The organism is Massilia pinisoli, from assembly GCF_024753285.1.
Lineage (GTDB): Bacteria > Pseudomonadota > Gammaproteobacteria > Burkholderiales > Burkholderiaceae_D > Telluria > Telluria pinisoli.
The window spans coordinates 342944-362426 of the sequence record NZ_JANUGW010000001.1; the positions used below are offsets into that span (position 1 = coordinate 342944).

Here is a 19483-nt window from a genome sequence, read left to right on the forward strand (position 1 = left end):
CGCAATGCCGCACATCTACAAACCCGAGGAACGCTGGGACAACGCCGACATCGGCTATCCGTCCGCGCTTGCCATCGGCGATTCCTGGTTCTGGTACGTCAACAACAACATCCTCGGCACGATGATCAATCACCGCGCCCTGTCGGACGACCATCGCAACATCCAGCTCGTCGGCTACAACGGCGCGCGGCTGAAGGATTACGTCGGCGAAGGCAAGTATGCCGACACGGTCGAGCATTTTCTACGGCCAGGCTTCGTCGAGGTGTTCTCGGAGTTCTACATCAGCGGCGCGGGCAACGACGCCGTCGACGTCGACCTGGCGCTGCGCGACCATTGCCCGCCCGGCACCGACGCCGAGGGCTGGGTCGACGGCGACGGCATGGACGCCATGCTGTTCCGGCTCCAGCAGTCGCTCACGCGGCTGATCGCCAGCATCCGCTTCGCCAAGCGCGACAAGCCCACGCCGCCGCCGATCTTCGTGCACGGCTACGATTACCCGATCCCGGATGGCCGCGGCTTCGAGTTCGGCCTGATCCACGCCGGCCCGTGGCTGGCGCCCGCGATGGACAGGCGCGGCGTGCCGCCAGACATGGCACTGCGGGATGAAATCGCGCGCAACCTCATCGACCGGCTGAACGACGACCTGCTGCGCCCGCTCGCCGCGTCGATCCCCGGCGTCGTGTACATCGACAGCCGCGGCATCCTGCCGCGCGACGGCACGTACCGCGATTACTGGGCCAACGAGATGCATCCCACGAACCTCGGCTTCCGCCGCATCTTCGAGCACGCCTGGCTGCCGCGCCTGTTCGAGCACGGCATCGCGCTGCGGCCGTCGCCGTGAGCGGGCGGCCGCTTGACAAACGCGGCCGCCGCCCTCCATACTCGCCCGGTCGAAAAAGGCAGGCTTGGTCTGGGTAGGCCCAAGCCCTTCCCACCGGGAAGTTCTGTTCCGTGCCATGCATGAGTTCCCCCGACGATTCCATCGCAATCGCGTATGGATTCGTCCGTGGTGCTCGTGCCGACCGCTCCGCGCTCCGGATGAATCCTCATTGAAGGATCGGAGCCCACCATGGACACTACCCGCGACACCGCACTTCCCACGCCCGCAAACCTGCGCACCGGCGTGCTTTTCGTTTCCGTCTTCCTGAATGCCGTCGGCTTCACGCTGATCGATCCCGTCATTCCGTTCCTCGTCGGAGGCTACGCGGTCGCGGATCGCGTACCACTTGTCGTGGGGCTCGTGATCGCCGTCTACGCGCTATGCGAGTGCATCGCGGCGCCCGTGCTCGGCGCATGGAGCGATCGGATCGGCCGGCGCGCCGTCGTATTGCTCTCGTTACTGGGCGCCGCGGCGGGCTACCTCGTCATCGGTCTCGGCGACTCACTCGCGATGCTGTGGGCCGGGCGCATCGTCGGCGGCCTCACCGCAGGCGGAGTCAGCGCCGTGTACGCCTACGCGGCCGATGTCACGCGGCCCGAAGGACGCGCCCGGACGTACGGCCTGCTGGGCGCTGCCGGCGGCCTCGGATTCATGCTCGGGCCCGTGCTGGGAGGATGGGCGGCGTCCATGTCGCTGCGCACGCCGATGCTGCTGGCCGCCGCGGTGACGGCGGCAAACGCGGCGTGGATTGGCGTCGCGATACCTGCGGGCGCGGTGCAGCGGCGCCAATCGCCACCCGTCAAGATGCCGTTGGCGAATCCGATGGCGCCGCTGCCGGATGCGCTCCGCTGCCCGTCGCTGCGTGGCGCGCTTGCGACCATGTTCCTGTTTTATCTCGCGGGCACGATGCTGCAGGCGAACATCACGGTCTTCCTCAGCGACGCCAGGCACTACGATCCGCCCCGAATCGGCACGGTGTTGTTTCTCGTCGGCGTCATGGATTTACTCAGCCAAGGCATCGCGACCCGGTTGCTGCTGCCCGCATGCGGGGAGCGCGGTCTCGCACGCGCGGGGCTCGCACTGAACGCCGCCGGCTTCTTCCTGATCGCGGGGGCGGCATTCGGGGCCTCGTCCGTGTTACTGCTCGGTGCCATCGCTATCTTCACGCTCGGCGACGGCCTGTTCCAGCCGGCCATGAACGCCATCGTCGCGAATGCGGCGCCGGACCCGATGCGAGGACGGGTGCAAGGTGCAAACCAGGCCCGGCAAGCCGTCGCACGCGTGCTGGCGCCGCTCGCGGCCGCATTTCTGTACGGGTGCCATCCGGCCGCGCCATACGTCGCGGGCGGGGCGCTCATCGTCGTCGCGTTCGCCTTCTTCGGCCGCCGCTGACGCGGAACGCCGGCGACGCGGTCAGAAGCCCCGGCCGCCGCCGTTGCCAAACCCGCCGTTACCGAACCCGCCCTCGCCGCCCCGGCCTTCCGGGCCGCCGCGGAACGGGCCGCGGCCGCCGTTGCGGATGCGGTCGTCGCCCGTCACGCCGCCCCACTGGTAGCGCAGTCCGATCTGGACGATGCGCGGCTGGCCTGTCGTCAGGCTGTGCAGCCGCAGCACTTCGTTCTCGACGTCGCTTTCCATCGTCCCCGTGTGGAAGACATTGGACACGTTCACGTTCAGCGACAGGCGCGGATCGAAATTGTGCCGCCACGTGAAATTTGTCATCGTGACGGCGCTGTTGACGCCCTGGCCGTTCAACGTGGCGCCCGTGCGGTTCACGCTCAGCTGCAGGGCTTCCTGGCCGGCCTGGTAGGCGAGCCGCAGCTTGATGTTTTCGCGATGGTTCGACTGCTGCACGCCCGTCATGTCGGTCGCAAAATTGGCGATGCGCTGGCGCTTCTCGTTGCCGATCGTCGCCCCCAGGTTGGCCGACAGGCCGGACACGAACAACTGGCGCACGTTGAAATTCAAGTCGACGCCGACGGCGTCGTTGGCGCCGAAGTTGATCGGCGACGTCGCAATCACGTTCGGATCCGGTGCTAACGCATAGCTGCGGTTGCCGACCACGGGCGACTCGCGCCGCTTGAACAGCACGAAGCTGCTGTCCACGCCGAACAGCCGGTCGCGGTACGCCACCTCGTAGTTATCGTTGTTCACCGGCTGCAGATGCGGATTGCCCTGGCGTGCGCTGAAGTCGCTCAGGTACACGAGGTTCGGGTTCAGGTCGCGCTCGTTGGGCCGGGCGATGCGCCGGCTCATGCGCAGCTGCAGCATGCCGTTCGCGCCGATGTCGCGCGTCGCATAAAAGCTCGGCAGCCAGTTCACGTAGCGGTATTTGTCTTCCTCCTGCAGTAGCGGCTGGCGCACGTCGAGCGTCGTGTACTCGCCGCGCAGGCCGCCCTGCACGCTCAGGTTCGTCGCCAGCTTCGTGCTCAGGATGCCGTAGATGGCGGCGTTGCGGTCGTTCGACTCGAAATCGCTGATCCGGCTCGGCACCGGCACGTAGTCGCCCGTCACGGGATCCTGCGCGAGGTAGTCCGTCGGATTCTCGTTCCGGCTGTCCGCCACTTTGGCGCCGGCCTTCAGGTGCCACGTGTCCCACACGTTGCGCTCGTAGTCGACGGACACGTCGAGGATGCGGTTGCGCCGGTCCGTCGTGCGCACGCTGTTCGCCGTGAACGGCACCGGCTGCAGCCGGTAGTCGTACGCGACGTTCGAATCCGCGTGATTGTTCTGGCCCGTGTAGCGCAGGTCGAATTTCAAGTCTTCGCCCGGCTGGCCGCTCTTGTGGTCATACGACGCGCCGATGCCGAAGTTCTCGGCCGGCGACAGGCTGCGCGAATGCGTCGTGTAGTCGGCCAGCGGTGCCATGTCGGCCGCGTAGCGCTGCGTCATGCCCGTGGCATCGCTCTCGTTCCTGATCTTCGCGTAGCTGACGGTCGCGCCGGCCTGGTCGCGGTCGCCGACGTTGTACGTGAGCGTCGACGCCATGTGCACCGACTTCGACGTGATCTGGCGATTGTTCACGGCATGCTGCGCGCCGGTGACGGCGCCCGTCGCCGGGTCGAGGTCCTCGCGCTGCGATTCGCTGTAGCCGTCGCGCACGCGTTCGGCCGCGCCGAGGTTGCCGCTGATCGAGTACGGGCCTTCCGCATGCTCGCCGCTCAGGAACGCGTTGCCGCGGCCTTGCGTGCCCTTGTTGGCGGAGAGCGTCGCGCGCGAACCGGCCTTGCGGTTGCGCTTCAGGACGAGGTTGATGATGGGACCGCTGCCGCCCTCGTTGCCGAACTCCGCGCCCGGCACGTTGATGACCTCGACGGACTCGATGGACTCGGCCGGGAACGCGTTCAGCACGTCACCCCGGTTCTGGCCCTGGAACTGCGCGTCGCGCTTGCCGTTGACCATGATCTGCACGTTCTGGTTGCCGCGCAGCGCCACGTTGCCGTCCTGGTCGACGGTGACGGAGGGGACGTTGTTCAGGATATCCGCGGCGGAGGCATTGCTGACGCTGATGTCGTTCTTCAGGTCGTAGACATCGCGGTCGACCTTGTTCGTCGGCCGGGTGGCGACGACTTCGACGGTCGCCACGCCGTCGTCGCCGCTCGCCGGCGCTTTCGTCGCCTGGGCGCCGTCGGCGGTCTTCGACGTGGTGGCGGCCGGCTTCGTGCGCACGGGTTCGGGCGCGGCCGTCTGTGCATACAGCGGGACAGTAAAACAGGTGAGGAACAGGGCTGGCAGGACGCGCAGTGCGTGCGCGTCGGAGATGGCGCGGCGTGCCGCGCTGGTAATGGAAATCATCGATCGGTGGTTTTGAAATGCCGTGTATGAACGTAACGCGGCGACGACCACCCGGATGACGGCGGCACCAAACACTCATCGCCTTGAGCGGATGTCAAGACAGTGCGGTGCCGCGCCGCGGGAGCCGGCCGCTGCTTTTCCGTATTCCCGCGGCGGCCGGCTAAAGTTCCAACGATCGAACTTACTTGGACACGGGCGCGTTCTGCAGGGCCTTGGTCGGGTCCGGGTTATGCATCAGCTGGCTGATGGCGCCCTGTGCATCCTCCAGCCCGGCGTTGTATTCGACGTCGCGCATGACGCTCAGCTGGTCGATCGTCCAATCACTGACGCCTTGCGCCGGCGGCGCCTGGCGCATCTCCGTCGTGATCGCAGCGAGCGTCAGGCCGGCATCGAGACGGCGCTGGAACTGCACGGCCCACGCGGCCGTCTCCGGATCGCGCTTGTCTTCCGCGAGCACGCGCAGGATGTGTTCGGCATGGGGCGCATCGACGAGGTAGCAGTATGCCAGCACCGCGGCACGCGCGAGCGGCGCCGAATCGTGCGCGGCGCGCCAGGCGGCCAGCACGCCGTCCAGCGCAGCGCGGCTGGGCTGGGCGTCCGTCAGCAGCGACAGGTCGAGCGTCGCCAGCGCGACGGCGCCCGAGCCCGGCTCGCGCGCACGCGCACGGGACAGGCTCGCGCGGGCGGCGTCGAGGTGGGCGCCGCGCGCGCCCGCATCCAGGCCGCGCGCCACCTTCAGATGCGCCCGCGCCTGCAGCACCAGTACGTCGGTGTCGGCGTCGGCCCTGCGTGCCATCCGTTCCAGCCACGGCAGCGCCGTCGCGGGATCGCCCCAGTCGACGCGGGCGCGGTTCAGCGCCCGCTGGCCCGCTTCCACGTTCGGCACGGCGCCCGCGTCGGCCGTCAGCGTGCGCAGCAGGGTTTCGCCCTGGGCGCGGGCCGGGCAGGCTTTCAGCGCGGCGTCGGCCAGCATGAAGTTGCCCGACGTCGAGGACATCGTCGAGATGGCGACGTCGGGTCGCGCGCCCGGCATCTGTTCCACGCGCTTCACCTCGACGGCCGTGCGCCGGTAGCGCCACAGCGTGGTGCTCACGTCGTCGACGTCGAGTCCGAACGCCGTATGCAGCGCGGCCGCCGGGTCGACGCCGTTGTGAATCGCATTCAGGAACGGCCCGAGGTTCTGGCGCCGTTCGCTGGTGCCGAGGATGTAGTGCGCGAGGATCCACGCGCGCGCTTCGAATTCGATGCTCGCGGCCAGGGCGCGCGACCCGCCGAGGTTGGCGAGCGGGTCCGTGCCCAGCACATCCTTGTAGTCCAGCTCGTAACGACGGCCCTGGTCGAGGAAGTAGAAATAACGGCCCACGCCTGGCGGAATCCGCCCGATCACCATCTGGTTCTTGCCGAAACGAACGCTCGCGAAATAGTTCGCGAAGCCTTCGATCCATGCGGATGGCCGGCGCACGTCGGTGTGGCGGTACAGGAAGTTCCGTGCATACGCCAGCGACACGTACGACAGGCCTTCGTCGAGCGGCGCCTTGTCCAGCTTGTCGTCGGCGATGTCTTGCAGCGGCGACGTGCGCACGAGGAAGCCCTGGGTGCCGTCGGTGCAGTCGCGGAACAGACCGATGCCGTTGGCCGGGCGGCGCGCCGCCACGCGATCGAGGTCGCGCTCGTCGTCCAGGTAGACGAGGCGCAGCTTCGGCTCCGTGCCCGCGTCCGTCATGCGATAGCCATCCGTGTACGCACGCAGCAGGGCATCGAGGCGCTCCAGGTGCTCGACGAGCCGGGCGACGTCGGCGCGGGGCGCATCCGACAGAACGACAACGTGATCGCTCTCGGCGCGCACCCAGGCGGACGTGCCGCGCTGCCCCGTGACGACGATGCTTTGCGGACTCGCTTCCGTGCCCGTCTTCTCTGCCGCACAGGCGCCGCCCACGAGGGCACAGAGCATTCCGACGGCCGCCGCCGTCCGTTTATAGCGTGATACCACGATGCCGGACTCCCAACAAGAATTGACGAAGGTATAACTTGTCCATTCTAGCGAAATCGATTTCAACTGCCTACTATTCCGGCTGGCGACATCGAACTTGCTTTATTGAAATGCGTCACGAATAATGTGAGCACGACCATTCTCGACCGCACCATGAAGCAACCGGAAGACCTGAGCACGATCGAATTGCCGCTCGACGCGGCGCAGGCGAAGAAGCGCGGCCGTCCGCCGAAGGACGACAAGCTGTCCGACGCCGAACGGGCCCGCCGCTACCGCGCGCGCCAGAAGATGCTGCCGAAAGGCGCGTGGAACTACGAGCAGGTGACGGCGCTCGCCCGCGCGGAAATCGAGCGGCTCGTCGGCGACGCGGCGGTGCGGCCGGCCGGCGAGGCGGAATTGGTTGCGCAATGGGCCTACGGCATGTTCCTGCTGTGGGACCGCGTGACGGCGCAGCGCCAGCAGGCGGCCGACCGCGCGGCTTTGCTGGCGCTCGTGTCGGCCTGAACGCAGAGATCAGCCGGCGCCCACGTCCAGGCGGTCGGCATGGGTGTAGCAGACGAAGTCATTGCCGCGCGCGAAAGCGAGCAACGTCATGCCGGCCCGGTCGGCCAGGTCGACCGCAGCCAGCGTGGGTGCGGACATCCCGACGAGCACGGCGACGCCCGTCGCGGCCGCCTTCTGCGCCATCTCGAAACTGACGCGGCTCGTGATCAACAGGAAGCCGTCGGCGGGCCGGACGCGGCCCCGCGCCATCGCGCCGATCACCTTGTCCAGCGCGTTGTGGCGGCCGACGTCCTCGCGCACGATGCGTAGTACGCCGTCCATGCCGCACCACGCGGCCGCGTGCGCCGCGCCCGTACGGTGCGTGAGCGGCTGGTGGTCGCCGATCGCGGCGAGCGCACGGCGCACGCCGGACGCCGTGAAACCCCGCGCGGGCGGCAATGCCGGCAAGGTACGGCACACCTGGTCGAGGCTGTCGACGCCGCACAAGCCGCAGCCCGTGCGTCCGGCGAGGTTGCGCCGGCGCTCCTTCAGCGCCATGAACGCGCCGCTGGCGATCTCCAGATGGACGGCGATGCCACCGGCGCCCCGCTCCACCTCGATGCCGTAGCACTGGCCGGGGTCGGCGATCAGGCCCTCGCTCAGCGAAAAGCCGAGCGCGAATTCCTCCAGGTCGGCCGGGGTCGCCATCATGACGGCGTGCGAGATCCCGTTATAGACGAGCGCGATGGGCACCTCGTCGATGAGTACGTCGTCCACCTGGCCGAGAGCGCCCGCGCGCATGCGCAGCACGCGCCGCGCATGGGCCGGCGCCGGCAGCGCGTCGTCCGCGGGATCGTGGGGTGTCTTCATCGGCTGCGATCATACCAGAGGCGTCAAGCCGTCGAGATCGCGCGGCTCGGTGATCTCGATGCCGGTGCGCTCCGCGCGGAACCGCTTCGACATCGCGTACACGGCCTTGCGCACCCGCATGATGGAACCCAGCGGCCGGTGCGCGGCCAGCGCATGCCACGGGTTGAACTGCATGCCCTCGTCGATGCGCCGCACCAGCTCGTCGCCATACGCCGCCTGCGGCTCCGCGTGCACGCGCGCGACCGTCACCCATGGGCTCTGCGCCTCAGGCCATTCCACGGCCGCGTCCTCGATCGGCATCGCATCGATGTCCGTACACAGTTGCACGCGCAACGCCCACGTGCCGCCGTCGCGCGCGAAGTGGTCGACGACGGCATCACGCAGCCCGTCCGGCCTGTCTTTCAAGTCGACGGGGCTGCCCGTCAATGCCGTGAGCGCGGGCGACACGGGTGCGACCTGCACCTTCGCCATGTAGGCACCGTACAGGATCGGCACCTGGCTGTAATAGGTCTCGCCGAGCGGGTGCGTTTCCGGGTGCCCGCCCAGCGCCTTCAACGTGCCGCTCTCTCCACCCGCCGCTTCCAGCACGCGTTCCGCGCCGCGCGCGGCGGCCGAGAACAGGCGCTTCAGGTTCGGCGCTTTGTCCGTCGTCGCGGTCAGTAATTTGGCGCCGCCGAGAAATTGTTTCGCCGTCGACGAGGCGAACACGGGGCCGTTGACGAGCACGAAGTCCTGCGTGGCGTCGTCCTCGCTGCCCTCGACGCGGGGCCCGGCCACGCCGACGACCTTGATCGCCATGCCCCTCGGTGTCGACACGTCGTCCGGCAACACGTCGCCCGGCGTCGTCGACAACCGCATCACGACGGGGTACGTGCCCGGCCGCGCGAACAGGCCCTGCGCATACACCTCGGGCAGGCCGGCGTCGACGACGAGTTCGCCCACCAGCAAGCCATGGGTTTTCGCGTGGACGCTGCGCAGCGCGCGGCCGGAATCCTCGTACGTCTTCGTGGAAATGCTGCGCATCGTCGTCTGCAGGTCGAAGGCCGTCTGGGCTTCGTCGTCCTCGGGGGTTTCGAAGCCCGGCGCGTACGGGATCGGGTCAATCGCTGCTGGCTCGTTCATGGTGGATTCCAATGTTGGGATGATGATGTGCCGATCATCCGGGGAATCCCCGCGGCGCTCTGTGCAGCGCCGAACAGACGTGCGACCGGCTCACGCATCAAGCTGCATACTATTGAGGCAATACATTCCCCACCGGCACGGAGTCGTACCATGAGCAAGCAAGGCGGCAAGACGCCCGGCAAGACGGGCGAACCCAACGAACCGAAGATCCCGGCCGGCGGCTGGGGCTCGCTGAAGGAAGTCGGCACGATCCTGCTGAAGGAACGGGTCCCGTTCGAAGGCTCGCAGTTGCTGACGCATCAGAACAAGCCGGACGGCTATATGTGCGTCAGCTGCGCCTGGGCCAAGCCGGCCCACCCGCATCCGGCGGAATTCTGCGAAAGCGGCGCCAAGGCGACGGCGTGGGAAGTAACGAGCAAGCACATCGGCGCCGATTTCTTCCAGCGCCACACCTTGCGCGAGCTGGAAACGTGGCACGACCACGAGCTGGAGGCGGCGGGCCGTCTCACCGTGCCGATGCGCTACGACGGCGCGCTGGACCGCTACGTCGAAATCACGTGGGAGCGCGCATTCGCCGAGATCGGCGCCGAGCTACGCAGGATGGACCCGAAGAACGTCGTGTTCTACAGCTCGGGCCGCGCCTCGCTCGAGACGTCGTACATGTACCAGCTGCTGGCACGGATGTACGGCAACAACAACCTGCCCGACAGTTCGAACATGTGCCACGAGAGCACGTCCGTGGCGCTGCCGAAAACGATCGGCGTGCCGATCGGCACCGTCGTGCTGGACGACTTCGACCACACGGACTGCATCTTCTTCTTCGGCCAGAACGTGGGCGTCAACAGCCCGCGCATGCTGCACCAGTTGCAGGATGCGAGGAAGCGCGGTGTCCCCATCGTCACGTTCAACCCGCTGCGCGAACGGGGCCTCGTGAGCTTCGTGAACCCGCAATCGCCCACGGAAATGCTGACGGGGCACGAGACCGTCATCAGCACCCAGTACCACCAGGTGAAGGCCGGCGGCGATACGGCGGCGCTGATGGGCATGTGCAAGGCCGTGCTCGAAGCGGACGCGCGCGCCGTCGCGGAAGGCGGCCCGCGCGCCATCGACGCCGACTTCATTGCCGAGCACTGCCACGGCTTCGACGAATTTGCCGCCGCCGTGCGCACCCGCGGCTGGGACGAGATCGAGCGCGAAGCCGGCCTCACGCAGGCGCAGATGGAACAGGCGGCGGGCACGTACATCCGTGCCAAATCCGTCATCGGCGTGTTCGGCATGGGCCTCACGCAGCACCGCAACGGCGTGCAGAACGTGCAGATGCTCGTGAACCTCCTGCTGCTGCGGGGGAATATCGGCAAGCCGGGCGCCGGCATCTGCCCCGTGCGCGGCCACTCCAACGTGCAGGGCCAGCGGACGGTCGGCATCACGGAAAAGCCGGAACTGGCGCCGCTCGATAAGCTGAAAGAGTTGTACGGCTTCGAGCCGCCGCGCGACAAGGGCATGAACACGGTCGAGGCGTGCGAAGCCATCCGCGCCGGCAAGGTGCAGGCGCTGATCAGCCTCGGCGGCAACCTGGTGCGCGCCGTCCCCGAACACGGGCTGATGGACACCGCGTGGCGCGCCCTGCCCCTCACCGTGCAGATCTCGACGAAGCTGAACCGCAGCCACCTCGTGCACGGCAAGACGGCGTACGTGCTGCCCTGCCTGGGCCGGATCGAGATCGACCGCCAGGCCGGCGGCGAGCAATCCGTGTCGATGGAAGATTCGACCGGCTGCATGCACGGCTCGCGCGGCCGCGCCGAACCGGCGGCGGACACCTTGCTGTCGGAACCCGCGATCGTCGCCGGCATCGCGAAGGCCGCGCTGGACCCGAATCCGAAAGTCGACTGGGATGCGTGGGTCGCCGACTATGCGAAGGTACGCGACGCCATCGCCGCGACGTATCCGGAGATCTTCCACGATTTCAACGACCGCATGTGGACGCCGGGCGGCTTCCGCAAACCCGTCGCCGCCGCGAAGCGCGAATGGAAGACGCCGACGGGCAAGGCCAATTTCACCGTGCCCGACACGCTGTCGGCCGACCCCGACATGCCCGTCCCGGCCGACGCGCTCCGGCTGTTCACCGTGCGCAGCGACGGCCAGTTCAACACGACGATCTACAGCCTGGAAGACCGTTTCCGGGGCGTGCAGGACCGCAAGGTGCTGCTGATGGCCGGCGCCGACATGGCCCGGCTCGGCCTTGCGGACGGCGACATCGTCACGGCCAGCACCGCGGTCGACGACGGCGTGACGCGCACGGTCGAAGGCTTGCGCGTCGTCGAATACGGTGTACCGGCCGGGTGCGTGGCCGGCTACTACCCGGAGTGCAACCCCTTGATTCCGCTGTGGCATTACGCGAAGGACAGCAAGGTGCCGGCCGCGAAATCGATCGCGATCCGGATCGAGCGCACGGGCGGTCCGGACCGTCCGCTGCACTGATCATCCCCGGTTGAGGTATCGATAAGTAAATATTGCTGTCGCAGGTTGTGATTATTTGATAGATTCCTATGTGCATCAACGGAATCCATCGATACGACAGCCATGACATCGCCACCCAGCCCTGCCTCGCCGGAACACGGTTTAGACGCGGCCGCCTATTGCTCCACCCGGCAGGCCGCCGCGCTGCTGGGCGTGTCGCACCGCACGGTGCAGCTATGGGTCGAGAGCGGCCTCCTGTCCGCCTGGAAGACGGCCGGCGGACACCGGCGCATCGCGCTGGCGTCGATCGAACGGCACGTCGAGCGGCGCCAACAGGCGATGCGCGACCGCGCCGCGCCCGCGCGCCACAAGGCGCTGCTCGTCGACGACGACGGCGCGATGCTCGCGCTATACGAGGCGGCGACCGCCGGCCTGGGCTTGCCGCAGGATGTCGTGCTGGCCGCCAATGGCTTCGAGGCATTGCTCAGGATCGGCGAAACGCGGCCGCAACTGCTCATCGGCGACCTCGGCATGCCCGGCGTGGACGGCCTGCGCATGATCCGCACGCTGCGCGCGAGCGACGGGTACCGCGACATGGGTATCGTCGTAATCACGGGCCACGACCCGGCGGCGATCCGGTCGCTGGGCGTGCCGGACGACGTGCCCATACTCCCGAAGCCGGTCACGCCGGCCGCGTTGCGGGCGGCCGTCGAACGCGCGCTGCACAGGGAGCCGTACACCGAGCGGTGACATAAACCCTTGATCTGGCTATAATTTCCGCCTTGTTTTCCAGGAAATCGTCATGTCACTGCTTGCCCACCAGCTCGAACTGCTGTCCCCCGCCAAAACCGCCGAGATCGGCCGCGAAGCCATCCTGCACGGCGCGGACGCGGTCTACATCGGCGGGCCCGCGTTCGGCGCACGCCACAACGCCAGCAATACGCTCGAAGACATCGCGGGCCTCGTCGAATTCGCGCACCGCTACCGCGCGCGCATCTTCGTGACGATGAACACGATCCTGCACGATGCCGAGCTGGAGACGGCCGAGAAGCAGATCCGCCAGCTGTACGATGCCGGCGTCGACGCGCTGATCGTGCAGGACATGGCCATGTTCGAGATGGACTTGCCGCCGATCCAGCTGCACGCCAGCACGCAGTGCGACATCCGCACGGTCGAAAAGGCGAAATTCCTGTCGCAGGTCGGCTTTTCGCAGCTGGTGCTGGCGCGCGAGCTGACCATCGAGCAGATCCGTGCGATCCGCGCAGAGGTCGACACGCCGCTCGAATACTTCATCCACGGTGCCCTGTGCGTCGCGTTCTCCGGCCAGTGCTACATCTCGCACGCGGACACGGGCCGCAGCGCGAACCGCGGCGACTGCTCGCAGGCGTGCCGGTTGCCGTACACGCTGTCGGACGGCCAGGGCCGCGTCGTCGCCTACGAAAAACACCTGCTGTCGATGAAAGACAACGACCAGAGCCGCAACCTGGAGGCGCTCGTCGATGCCGGCATCCGCTCGTTCAAGATCGAAGGCCGCTACAAGGACATGGGCTATGTGAAGAACATCACGGCCCACTACCGCCTGCTGCTGGACGATATCCTGGAGCGCCGCCCGGAACTGGCGCGCGCATCGAGCGGCCGGACGCAGGTGATGTTCACGCCGGACGTCGACAAGAATTTCCACCGCGGCCACACGGACTATTTCGCCCAGGGTCGCCAGGAGACGATCGGTGCGTTCGATTCGCCGAAGTACGTCGGTGTCGATCTCGGCACCGTCGCGCGCATCGGCGGCGACAATTTCGATCTCGTCACGAACGCCCCGATGGCGAATGGCGACGGCCTGAACTACATGCACAAGCGCGACACCGTGGGCATCCAGGCGAACACCGTGCAAAAGCTCGGCGAGGACGCGGACGGCCAGCGCTGGCGCGTGTTCCCGAACGAGGGGCTGGCCACCCTGCCGGGGCTGAAGGTCGGCACCGTCATCCACCGCAACCGCGACCACCAGTGGGAAGCGACGCTGACGAAGAAATCGTCCGAGCGCAAGGTGCGCGTCGACCTCCGGCTGGAAGACGCCGCGGGCGGCCTCCGCTTGACGATCACCGACGAGGACGGCATCACGACGGTCACTGAAGCCGCACTGGCGCTGCAGCCCGCGCAGCAGGCCGAGCAGGCAGTGGCCGGCCTGCGCGCGAGCGTCGCCAAGCTGGGCAACACGATGTTCGAGGCGGGCACCATCGACGTCGCGTTGTCGCAGCCGTGGTTCGTGCCCGCGAGCGCCATCAACGGCCTGCGCCGCGACGCCGTCGCCGCCCAGGAAACGGCGCGACTGGCGGCCTGGGCGCGTCCGGAGCGCGCGCACCCCGTCGAACCGCCGGCCGCGTATCCGGAAACCCAGCTCAGCTACCTGGCCAATGTGTACAACGACAAGGCCAGAACGTTCTATCACAAGCACGGTGTGCAACTGATCGCCGCCGCGTACGAGGCGCACGAGGAACCGGGTGAGGTGTCGCTGATGATCACCAAGCACTGCCTGCGCTTCTCGTTCAATCTGTGTCCGAAACAGGCCAAGGGCGTGCAAGGGGTGCAGGGCCAGGTGCGCGCCGAACCGATGACGCTCGTCAGCGGCGACGAGACGTACACGCTCAAATTCGATTGCAAGCCCTGCGAGATGCACGTGATCGGCGCGATGAAGCCCGGCATCTTGAACTCGCCGCCGCCGTCGGCCATTCCGTACAGCCCGCTCGTCTTCCACCGCCAGCGCCCGCGCGCGTAACGCGGCCGCACGTCCACCATGCCGCGCGCTGCCCCGTCCAGGCGGCAGCATGCGCACTCCTCGGCGCCCACCGCAAGAATTGTGCACCGCTGGAAAGCAACGCGGCGGTGATGGCAAGCTTGACATTTGTAGTCACAAAATACACACTTGTAACCGTCGGTAACGCGCCGCCGCCGCCTATTGGTGGATTGGCGGTGTGACCTGACGCGCCTCATGGACACGCGCGCCGCGCACGCACGCGGCCCTGCTCGTTCGTCAAATCGACTCAGCCGTGACTATTCGTATCGTCCGCCACGAAAGCGTGATAGTCGGCATAATGTTAACCAAAGTTCAACTGCCAGTAGGAAATTGCCAACTGGCTACTGAACGGCTGGTTTCTTGCAAAACGCTACACTCGCGAACGTGTGCCGGTTCTCCTGTTCGTCCGCCGCGCTGCGTGAACCGGCTGACTGCCCGATGGAGGATGGATGACCCGAAAACGCCTGCTGTGCATTGCCCCGGACGACAAGGATACCCGCGCCCTGCTGGAGGAAGCGATGCACGACTGGGAGATCCGCAGCGTCAGCAATCTCGGCGATGCCGGACGCGAATTACGCAGCGACCGTTACCTGGTCGGCCTGCTCGTGCACGACCGCGAGCAGCACAGGCCGGCCGACATCGACACCTTCCTGCGCCGCCACAGCCATATGCAGTGGGTCGGCGTCTTCCACCCGCGCGATCTCGAATCGACGCCCTGCCGCGACCTCGTCGTGGAACACTTGTGCGACTACCACACGGCGCCCGTCGATCCCGTGCGGCTTGCCCACACGCTGGGCCATGCGCACGGCTGGGCGATGCTGCGCGGGCACACGAATGGCGACAGCATGGCCGGAGGCGACCCGTCGTCGCCGCTGATCGGCACCTGCGACGCGATCGGCCGGCTGCGCGCCCAGGTGTCGCGCGTCGCCAAGGTGGCAGCACCCGTGCTGATCTGGGGCGAGAGCGGCAGCGGCAAGGAATTGACGGCGCAGGCCATCCACGCACAGTCCGACCGGGGCGCCGGTCCGTTCGTCCCCATCAACTGCGGCGCCATCGCGCCGAGCCTGATCCACTCGGAGCTGTTCGGCTACGAACGCGGTGCGTTCACGGGCGCCACACGGGGCAAGGCGGGCCTGATCGAATCGGCCGACGGCGGCACGCTGTTCCTCGACGAGATCGGCGACCTCCCGAAAGACCTGCAGGCCAACCTGCTGCGCTTCCTGCAGGAGAAGACGATCTGCCGCCTGGGCAGCACGCGTAACATCCGCGTGGACGTGCGCGTAATCGCGGCGTCGCACGTGCAGCTGCAGCAGGCCGTGGCCAGCGGCGCGTTCCGCGAAGACCTGTACTACCGCCTCGCCGTGCTCCCCGTGACGGTACCGCCGCTGCGCGAACGCCGCGACGACCTGGTCACGTTGGCCGAACACTTCTTCCACGCATACGCGAGCGAGAAATCGCCGCGACTGAAAGGGTTTTCGAACCGCGCGATCGAAGCGATCCTCGACCACGACTGGCCAGGCAACGTACGCGAACTGATCAACCGCGTGCGGCGCGCGCTCGTCATGTCGGACGGGCGTCTGATCATGCCGGAAGACCTGGGGCTGACGCGCGCGATCGCGGCGCCGACGCCGGCGGCGCTGGACGACACCCGGATGCGCTCCGAGCGGCGCGCGCTGCGCGAATGCCTCGACCGCAGCGGCCACAACGTGAGCCGGGCCGCGCGCGACCTGGGCGTATCGCGCACGACGATGTACCGGCTGCTGAGCAAGCACGGCATGCGCGAGTGATGCGCAGGGCGTGTCGCACAAGTGGACAAGGTGTCCACTTTTTTTTGTGTGTTGCCGTACCGAGCGCTACACAGTTGTACCGGAAGTGAAACACTTTTTCGATATTTTCGGTAAATCGTGACGGACATTGTCTGACGCGTCTGTAGGAACAGGCGCACAAAGTCAACAAAAACAAGGGGTTATAGAACTCTGCCATGAGGCTGGCACTGAAAGTGCAACGGGGTTGGAGGTCGGCGTTACGGCCGACCCATCACCAACCACCAAACCCAGAGGGGAATTCGAATGAACAAGACTTTGCTCGTGACCGCTATCTCGCTGGCATTTTCGTTGAGCGCGCAAGCGCAAGACACCGCCACCGCGACCGGCGCCTCCACTATCACCCAGACCAACACCCACGACAGCAGCACGAACACGAGCACCGTGACGACGGACGATCACAGCACCGACAACAGCAACAACAGCACGGGCGACGCGATGGCGTCCTCGGCCGGTGCCGCAGCCGCCAACAACGGTGGAACGGCAACCGCGAACTTCACGAACAGCTTCAACACCTCCTCGGCCACGTCGAACTCGACCCTGACGGGCTCGGTGTCCGGCAACACGACCACGAACATCGGCAACGTCGCCACCAACCTCGGTAATGCCAACGGCGCGTCCGGCACGGGCGGCGCAGGCGCGATGGGCATGGGCGGCTCGAACACGGCCAGCACGGGCTCCGGCGGTAACGCAAACGGCGCGAACGGCGGCGCAGGCGCAGCGGGCGGCTCGGCCAGCAACGGCAGCGCCACGGCCGGCTCGGCCTCGACGGGCAGCGCATCCGGCGCAGCGGGCGGCGCAGGCGGCATGGCCACCGGCGCGACGAGCGGCGCAGGCGGCGCAGGCGCCATGGGCGGCACGGGCGGCAGCACGGGCCTCGTCACGGCCACGGGCGGCGCAGGTGCCGCGAGCGGCGGCGCAGGTGCCACGGGCGGCGCAGGCGCAGCTGGCGGCAATGGCGGCAGCGCTTCGGGCGGCAATGGCGGCCAGGCCGGCCCAGTGAGCGGCGGCGCAGGCGGCGCCAGCGGTGCGACCACGGCAGGCCTGGGTGGCGCGGGCGGTGCAGGCGGCACGTCGACTGGCGGCGCAGGCGGCGCAGGTGCGGCCGGCGGCGCTGGCGGTGCCGGTGCAGCGGGCGCAGCGGGTGGCGCAGGCGGTGCTGGCGGCATGGCCGGCAACGGCGCCGGTGCCGCCGCGACGGCGTCCAACGGCAATTCGTCGGGCCCGACCAGCACCGGCAGCAACAACGCCACCTCGGGTAGCGGTGGCCTGGGCGCCAGCGGCAATGCCACCTCGGGCAACCCGACGGCGACCGGCGGCACCGCCAACGGCGGCGCATCGACGGCCACGGCCGGCACGTCGACTGGCGGCGCAGGCGGCGCAGGCGGCGCGGGTGCGGCCGGTGGCATGGGCGGCTCGGGTGCTGCGGGCGCAGCCGGCGGCATGGGCGGTGCGGGTGCTTCGGCTTCCAACACGGCCGGTTCCGGCGCAGCAGGCGGTGCAGCAACTGGCGGCGCTGCCGGCGCGGGCGGCACGCTGACCGCGACGGCCGGTAACGCTGCGGGCAACTCGGGCGGCGCAGCGGGCGCTGGCGGTGCGGGCGCAGCCGGCACCGCAACGTCGGGCGCAGGCGGCTCGGGCGCGGCCGGTACGGCCACCTCGGGCGCCGGCGGTGCGGGCGCAGCGGGCGGAGCAGGTGCAGCGAGCGGCATGGCCTCCAACACGGGCGGCGCCGGCGCAGCAGGCGGCACCGCATCGAGCGGCGCAGCCACCACCGGCTCGGCAACCGTTGGTGCTTCCACGGCTGGCGCTGGCGGCGCAGGCGGCGCAGGCGGCACCGGCACGGGTGGCTCGGGCGGTGACCTGTCCAATGTCACGGCCGGCGTCGGCACCGGTGGCATGGGCGGTGCAGGCACGGGTGGCGCTGGCGGCTCGAACTCCGTCAATGCCGGCACGTTCGACATGTCCAACCACATGGACAGCGTCGGCCAGTCGGCTGCAGGCGTGATGGTCGTAAGCCAGAACAACGGCTTCTCCTCGCTGATCCAGCAGAGCGTGAACGTCCAGAGCAACCTGGCCGTCGGCAAGTGATGTGACAGACCGCCGTGCCAGCCGGCACGGCGGTTTTTCGACGCAACCGGGGATAGAGCATGGAGTCATCACTCTTTTGTAACGTCAGCAACCGCCTGTGCGGCTTCGCCGTGCTTGCGGCTTGCGCATCCGCGGCCTGGGCAGGACCGGAAATCGGGGTCCCAGCCCAGGACGGCGCCACGGCCGTCAGGCCCGACGTGGCGGCGCCGGCCACGGGTGCGGACCGGACGGCAAAGGCACCGGACGTGCTCGGATTCGGCCCCGCCGCCGACCTGGGCAAGCTGGCGCATTCGCGTGGCGGTGCGGACACGGTCACGACCACCAACAACGCGAACCTGAGCGGTATCGTGAGCGGTAACGCCGCGGTGAACGTCGTCACCGGATCGAACAGCATCGATTCCGGATCGTTCGCCAACATGTCGGGCATTCCGGTGGTGATCCAGAACAGCGGCGCAAACGTCCTGATCCAGAACGCCACCATCGTCAACCTGCAATTCAAATGAAACACGGCGCCCTGCTCCTGCTGTTTGCACTGCTGGGCGCTGTCCGTGCGGATGCGGCCGACCTGCCCATCCCCGGCGGCGCCCGCTTCAACGTGCCCGTCAAGAGCATGCGGGAATTGCGCTTCACGTCGACGACCCGCCAGCAATACGATTTCAGCTGCGGTTCGGCGGCGCTCGCCACGCTGCTCACGTACCACTACGACTATCCGATCAGCGAAACAACGGCGTTCAAGGAAATGTGGGACAACGGCGACCAGGCCAAGATCCGGCGCGAAGGCTTTTCGCTGCTCGACATGCAGCGCTACCTCGCCAAGATCGGCTTCAAAGCCGACGGTTTTACGGTGCCGTTGCAGAAACTGTTCGACAGTAAGCTTCCCGCGATCGTGCTGATCTCGGAGAAGGGCTACAACCATTTCGTCGTCATCAAGGGCGCGGACGACGGGCGCATCCTGCTGGGCGATCCGTCCAGCGGCACGCGTTCGATCACGCGCGAGCATTTCGAATCCATCTGGCCTACCCGGCTGCTGTTCGTCATCCACGATGCGCCGGGCAAGCCCTCGTTCAATTCCGACCTCGACTGGCGCGCCGCCCCGCGTGCGCCGCTGGCCGAGGGCGTAAGCCGGACCGGCGTCGACATGATGACGCTGCCGAAATTCGGTCCGGGAGATTTTTGACAGG

The 19483-nt window shown here is 67.8% G+C and carries 14 protein-coding genes; 10 read left to right on the top strand and 4 right to left on the bottom strand.

All coding sequences use genetic code 11. The features are described 5' to 3' along the window. Positions 1-4 precede the first annotated feature (4 nt). Together NX784_RS01435 and NX784_RS01440 are read left to right on the top strand one after the other, a co-directional pair. On the top strand, positions 5-841 hold the full coding sequence (locus NX784_RS01435; protein ID WP_258814894.1) for a hypothetical protein: 837 nt from the start codon (positions 5-7) through the stop codon (positions 839-841). Between the two features lie 228 nt (positions 842-1069). Then, complete coding sequence (locus tag NX784_RS01440; RefSeq protein ID WP_258814895.1) at positions 1070-2272, top strand: MFS transporter; 1203 nt, start codon at positions 1070-1072, stop codon at positions 2270-2272. Positions 2273-2293: 21 nt separating this feature from the next. Here NX784_RS01440 and NX784_RS01445 read toward each other — a convergent pair whose 3' ends face one another. Both NX784_RS01445 and NX784_RS01450 read right to left on the bottom strand, forming a co-directional pair. Then, positions 2294-4675 (bottom strand): outer membrane beta-barrel protein, encoded by a 2382-nt coding sequence (locus NX784_RS01445; RefSeq protein WP_258814896.1) that lies wholly within the window; start codon positions 4673-4675, stop codon positions 2294-2296. Positions 4676-4856: 181 nt separating this feature from the next. Then, positions 4857-6626, bottom strand: coding sequence for a hypothetical protein (locus NX784_RS01450; RefSeq protein WP_258814897.1), 1770 nt, complete (start codon positions 6624-6626; stop codon positions 4857-4859). 165 nt (positions 6627-6791) lie between these two features. Here NX784_RS01450 and NX784_RS01455 point away from each other — a divergent pair, with 165 nt between their 5' ends. After that, positions 6792-7169 carry a hypothetical protein gene (locus NX784_RS01455; RefSeq protein WP_258814898.1) on the top strand — a complete coding sequence of 126 codons (378 nt, stop codon included), beginning with the start codon at positions 6792-6794 and terminating at the stop codon, positions 7167-7169. A 9-nt stretch (positions 7170-7178) separates the two neighbouring features. On the opposite strand, the gene fdhD is transcribed toward NX784_RS01455, so the two are convergent. Together fdhD and NX784_RS01465 are read right to left on the bottom strand one after the other, a co-directional pair. Further along, entirely contained in the window at positions 7179-8018 is an 840-nt protein-coding gene (gene fdhD / locus NX784_RS01460) for a formate dehydrogenase accessory sulfurtransferase FdhD (protein WP_258814899.1), read from the bottom strand. A 9-nt stretch (positions 8019-8027) separates the two neighbouring features. Continuing rightward, positions 8028-9140: a catalase family protein gene (locus NX784_RS01465; RefSeq protein WP_258814900.1), complete on the bottom strand. Its 1113-nt coding sequence runs from the start codon at positions 9138-9140 to the stop codon at positions 8028-8030. A gap of 150 nt (positions 9141-9290) precedes the next feature. Between NX784_RS01465 and NX784_RS01470 the strand changes: the two genes are divergently transcribed. From NX784_RS01470 to NX784_RS01500, 7 genes are all read left to right on the top strand, one after another. Then, entirely contained in the window at positions 9291-11618 is a 2328-nt protein-coding gene (locus tag NX784_RS01470) for an FdhF/YdeP family oxidoreductase (RefSeq protein WP_258814902.1), read from the top strand. Between the two features lie 102 nt (positions 11619-11720). After that, a complete protein-coding gene (locus tag NX784_RS01475; RefSeq protein WP_258814911.1) occupies positions 11721-12347 on the top strand; it encodes a response regulator in 627 nt (208 codons plus the stop codon). Between the two features lie 52 nt (positions 12348-12399). Continuing rightward, positions 12400-14370 (top strand): peptidase U32 family protein, encoded by a 1971-nt coding sequence (locus NX784_RS01480; protein WP_258814912.1) that lies wholly within the window; start codon positions 12400-12402, stop codon positions 14368-14370. Between the two features lie 467 nt (positions 14371-14837). Further along, the gene (locus NX784_RS01485) at positions 14838-16175 is read left to right on the top strand and encodes a sigma-54 dependent transcriptional regulator (protein ID WP_258814913.1); all 1338 of its coding nucleotides are present in this window, start codon (positions 14838-14840) and stop codon (positions 16173-16175) included. A 282-nt stretch (positions 16176-16457) separates the two neighbouring features. Next, complete coding sequence (locus NX784_RS01490) at positions 16458-18302, top strand: hypothetical protein (RefSeq protein WP_258814914.1); 1845 nt, start codon at positions 16458-16460, stop codon at positions 18300-18302. A 59-nt stretch (positions 18303-18361) separates the two neighbouring features. Next, positions 18362-18805: a hypothetical protein gene (locus NX784_RS01495; protein ID WP_258814915.1), complete on the top strand. Its 444-nt coding sequence runs from the start codon at positions 18362-18364 to the stop codon at positions 18803-18805. Next, positions 18802-19479 carry a C39 family peptidase gene (locus NX784_RS01500; RefSeq protein ID WP_258814916.1) on the top strand — a complete coding sequence of 226 codons (678 nt, stop codon included), beginning with the start codon at positions 18802-18804 and terminating at the stop codon, positions 19477-19479. The genes NX784_RS01495 and NX784_RS01500 overlap by 4 nt, the downstream gene beginning before the upstream one ends. Positions 19480-19483 lie beyond the last annotated feature (4 nt).

Excerpts from the sequence above, each read along its gene's own strand:
- NX784_RS01435 (WP_258814894.1), top strand. The coding sequence starts at position 5 with ATGCCGCACATCTACAAACCCGAGGAACGCTGGGACAACGCCGACATC.
- NX784_RS01440 (WP_258814895.1), top strand. The coding sequence starts at position 1,070 with ATGGACACTACCCGCGACACCGCACTTCCCACGCCCGCAAACCTGCGC.
- NX784_RS01445 (WP_258814896.1), bottom strand. The coding sequence starts at position 4,675 with ATGATTTCCATTACCAGCGCGGCACGCCGCGCCATCTCCGACGCGCAC.
- NX784_RS01450 (WP_258814897.1), bottom strand. The coding sequence starts at position 6,626 with ATGCTCTGTGCCCTCGTGGGCGGCGCCTGTGCGGCAGAGAAGACGGGC.
- fdhD (WP_258814899.1), bottom strand. The coding sequence starts at position 8,018 with ATGAAGACACCCCACGATCCCGCGGACGACGCGCTGCCGGCGCCGGCC.
- NX784_RS01465 (WP_258814900.1), bottom strand. The coding sequence starts at position 9,140 with ATGAACGAGCCAGCAGCGATTGACCCGATCCCGTACGCGCCGGGCTTC.
- NX784_RS01470 (WP_258814902.1), top strand. The coding sequence starts at position 9,291 with ATGAGCAAGCAAGGCGGCAAGACGCCCGGCAAGACGGGCGAACCCAAC.
- NX784_RS01475 (WP_258814911.1), top strand. The coding sequence starts at position 11,721 with ATGACATCGCCACCCAGCCCTGCCTCGCCGGAACACGGTTTAGACGCG.
- NX784_RS01480 (WP_258814912.1), top strand. The coding sequence starts at position 12,400 with ATGTCACTGCTTGCCCACCAGCTCGAACTGCTGTCCCCCGCCAAAACC.
- NX784_RS01485 (WP_258814913.1), top strand. The coding sequence starts at position 14,838 with ATGACCCGAAAACGCCTGCTGTGCATTGCCCCGGACGACAAGGATACC.
- NX784_RS01490 (WP_258814914.1), top strand. The coding sequence starts at position 16,458 with ATGAACAAGACTTTGCTCGTGACCGCTATCTCGCTGGCATTTTCGTTG.
- NX784_RS01495 (WP_258814915.1), top strand. The coding sequence starts at position 18,362 with ATGGAGTCATCACTCTTTTGTAACGTCAGCAACCGCCTGTGCGGCTTC.
- NX784_RS01500 (WP_258814916.1), top strand. The coding sequence starts at position 18,802 with ATGAAACACGGCGCCCTGCTCCTGCTGTTTGCACTGCTGGGCGCTGTC.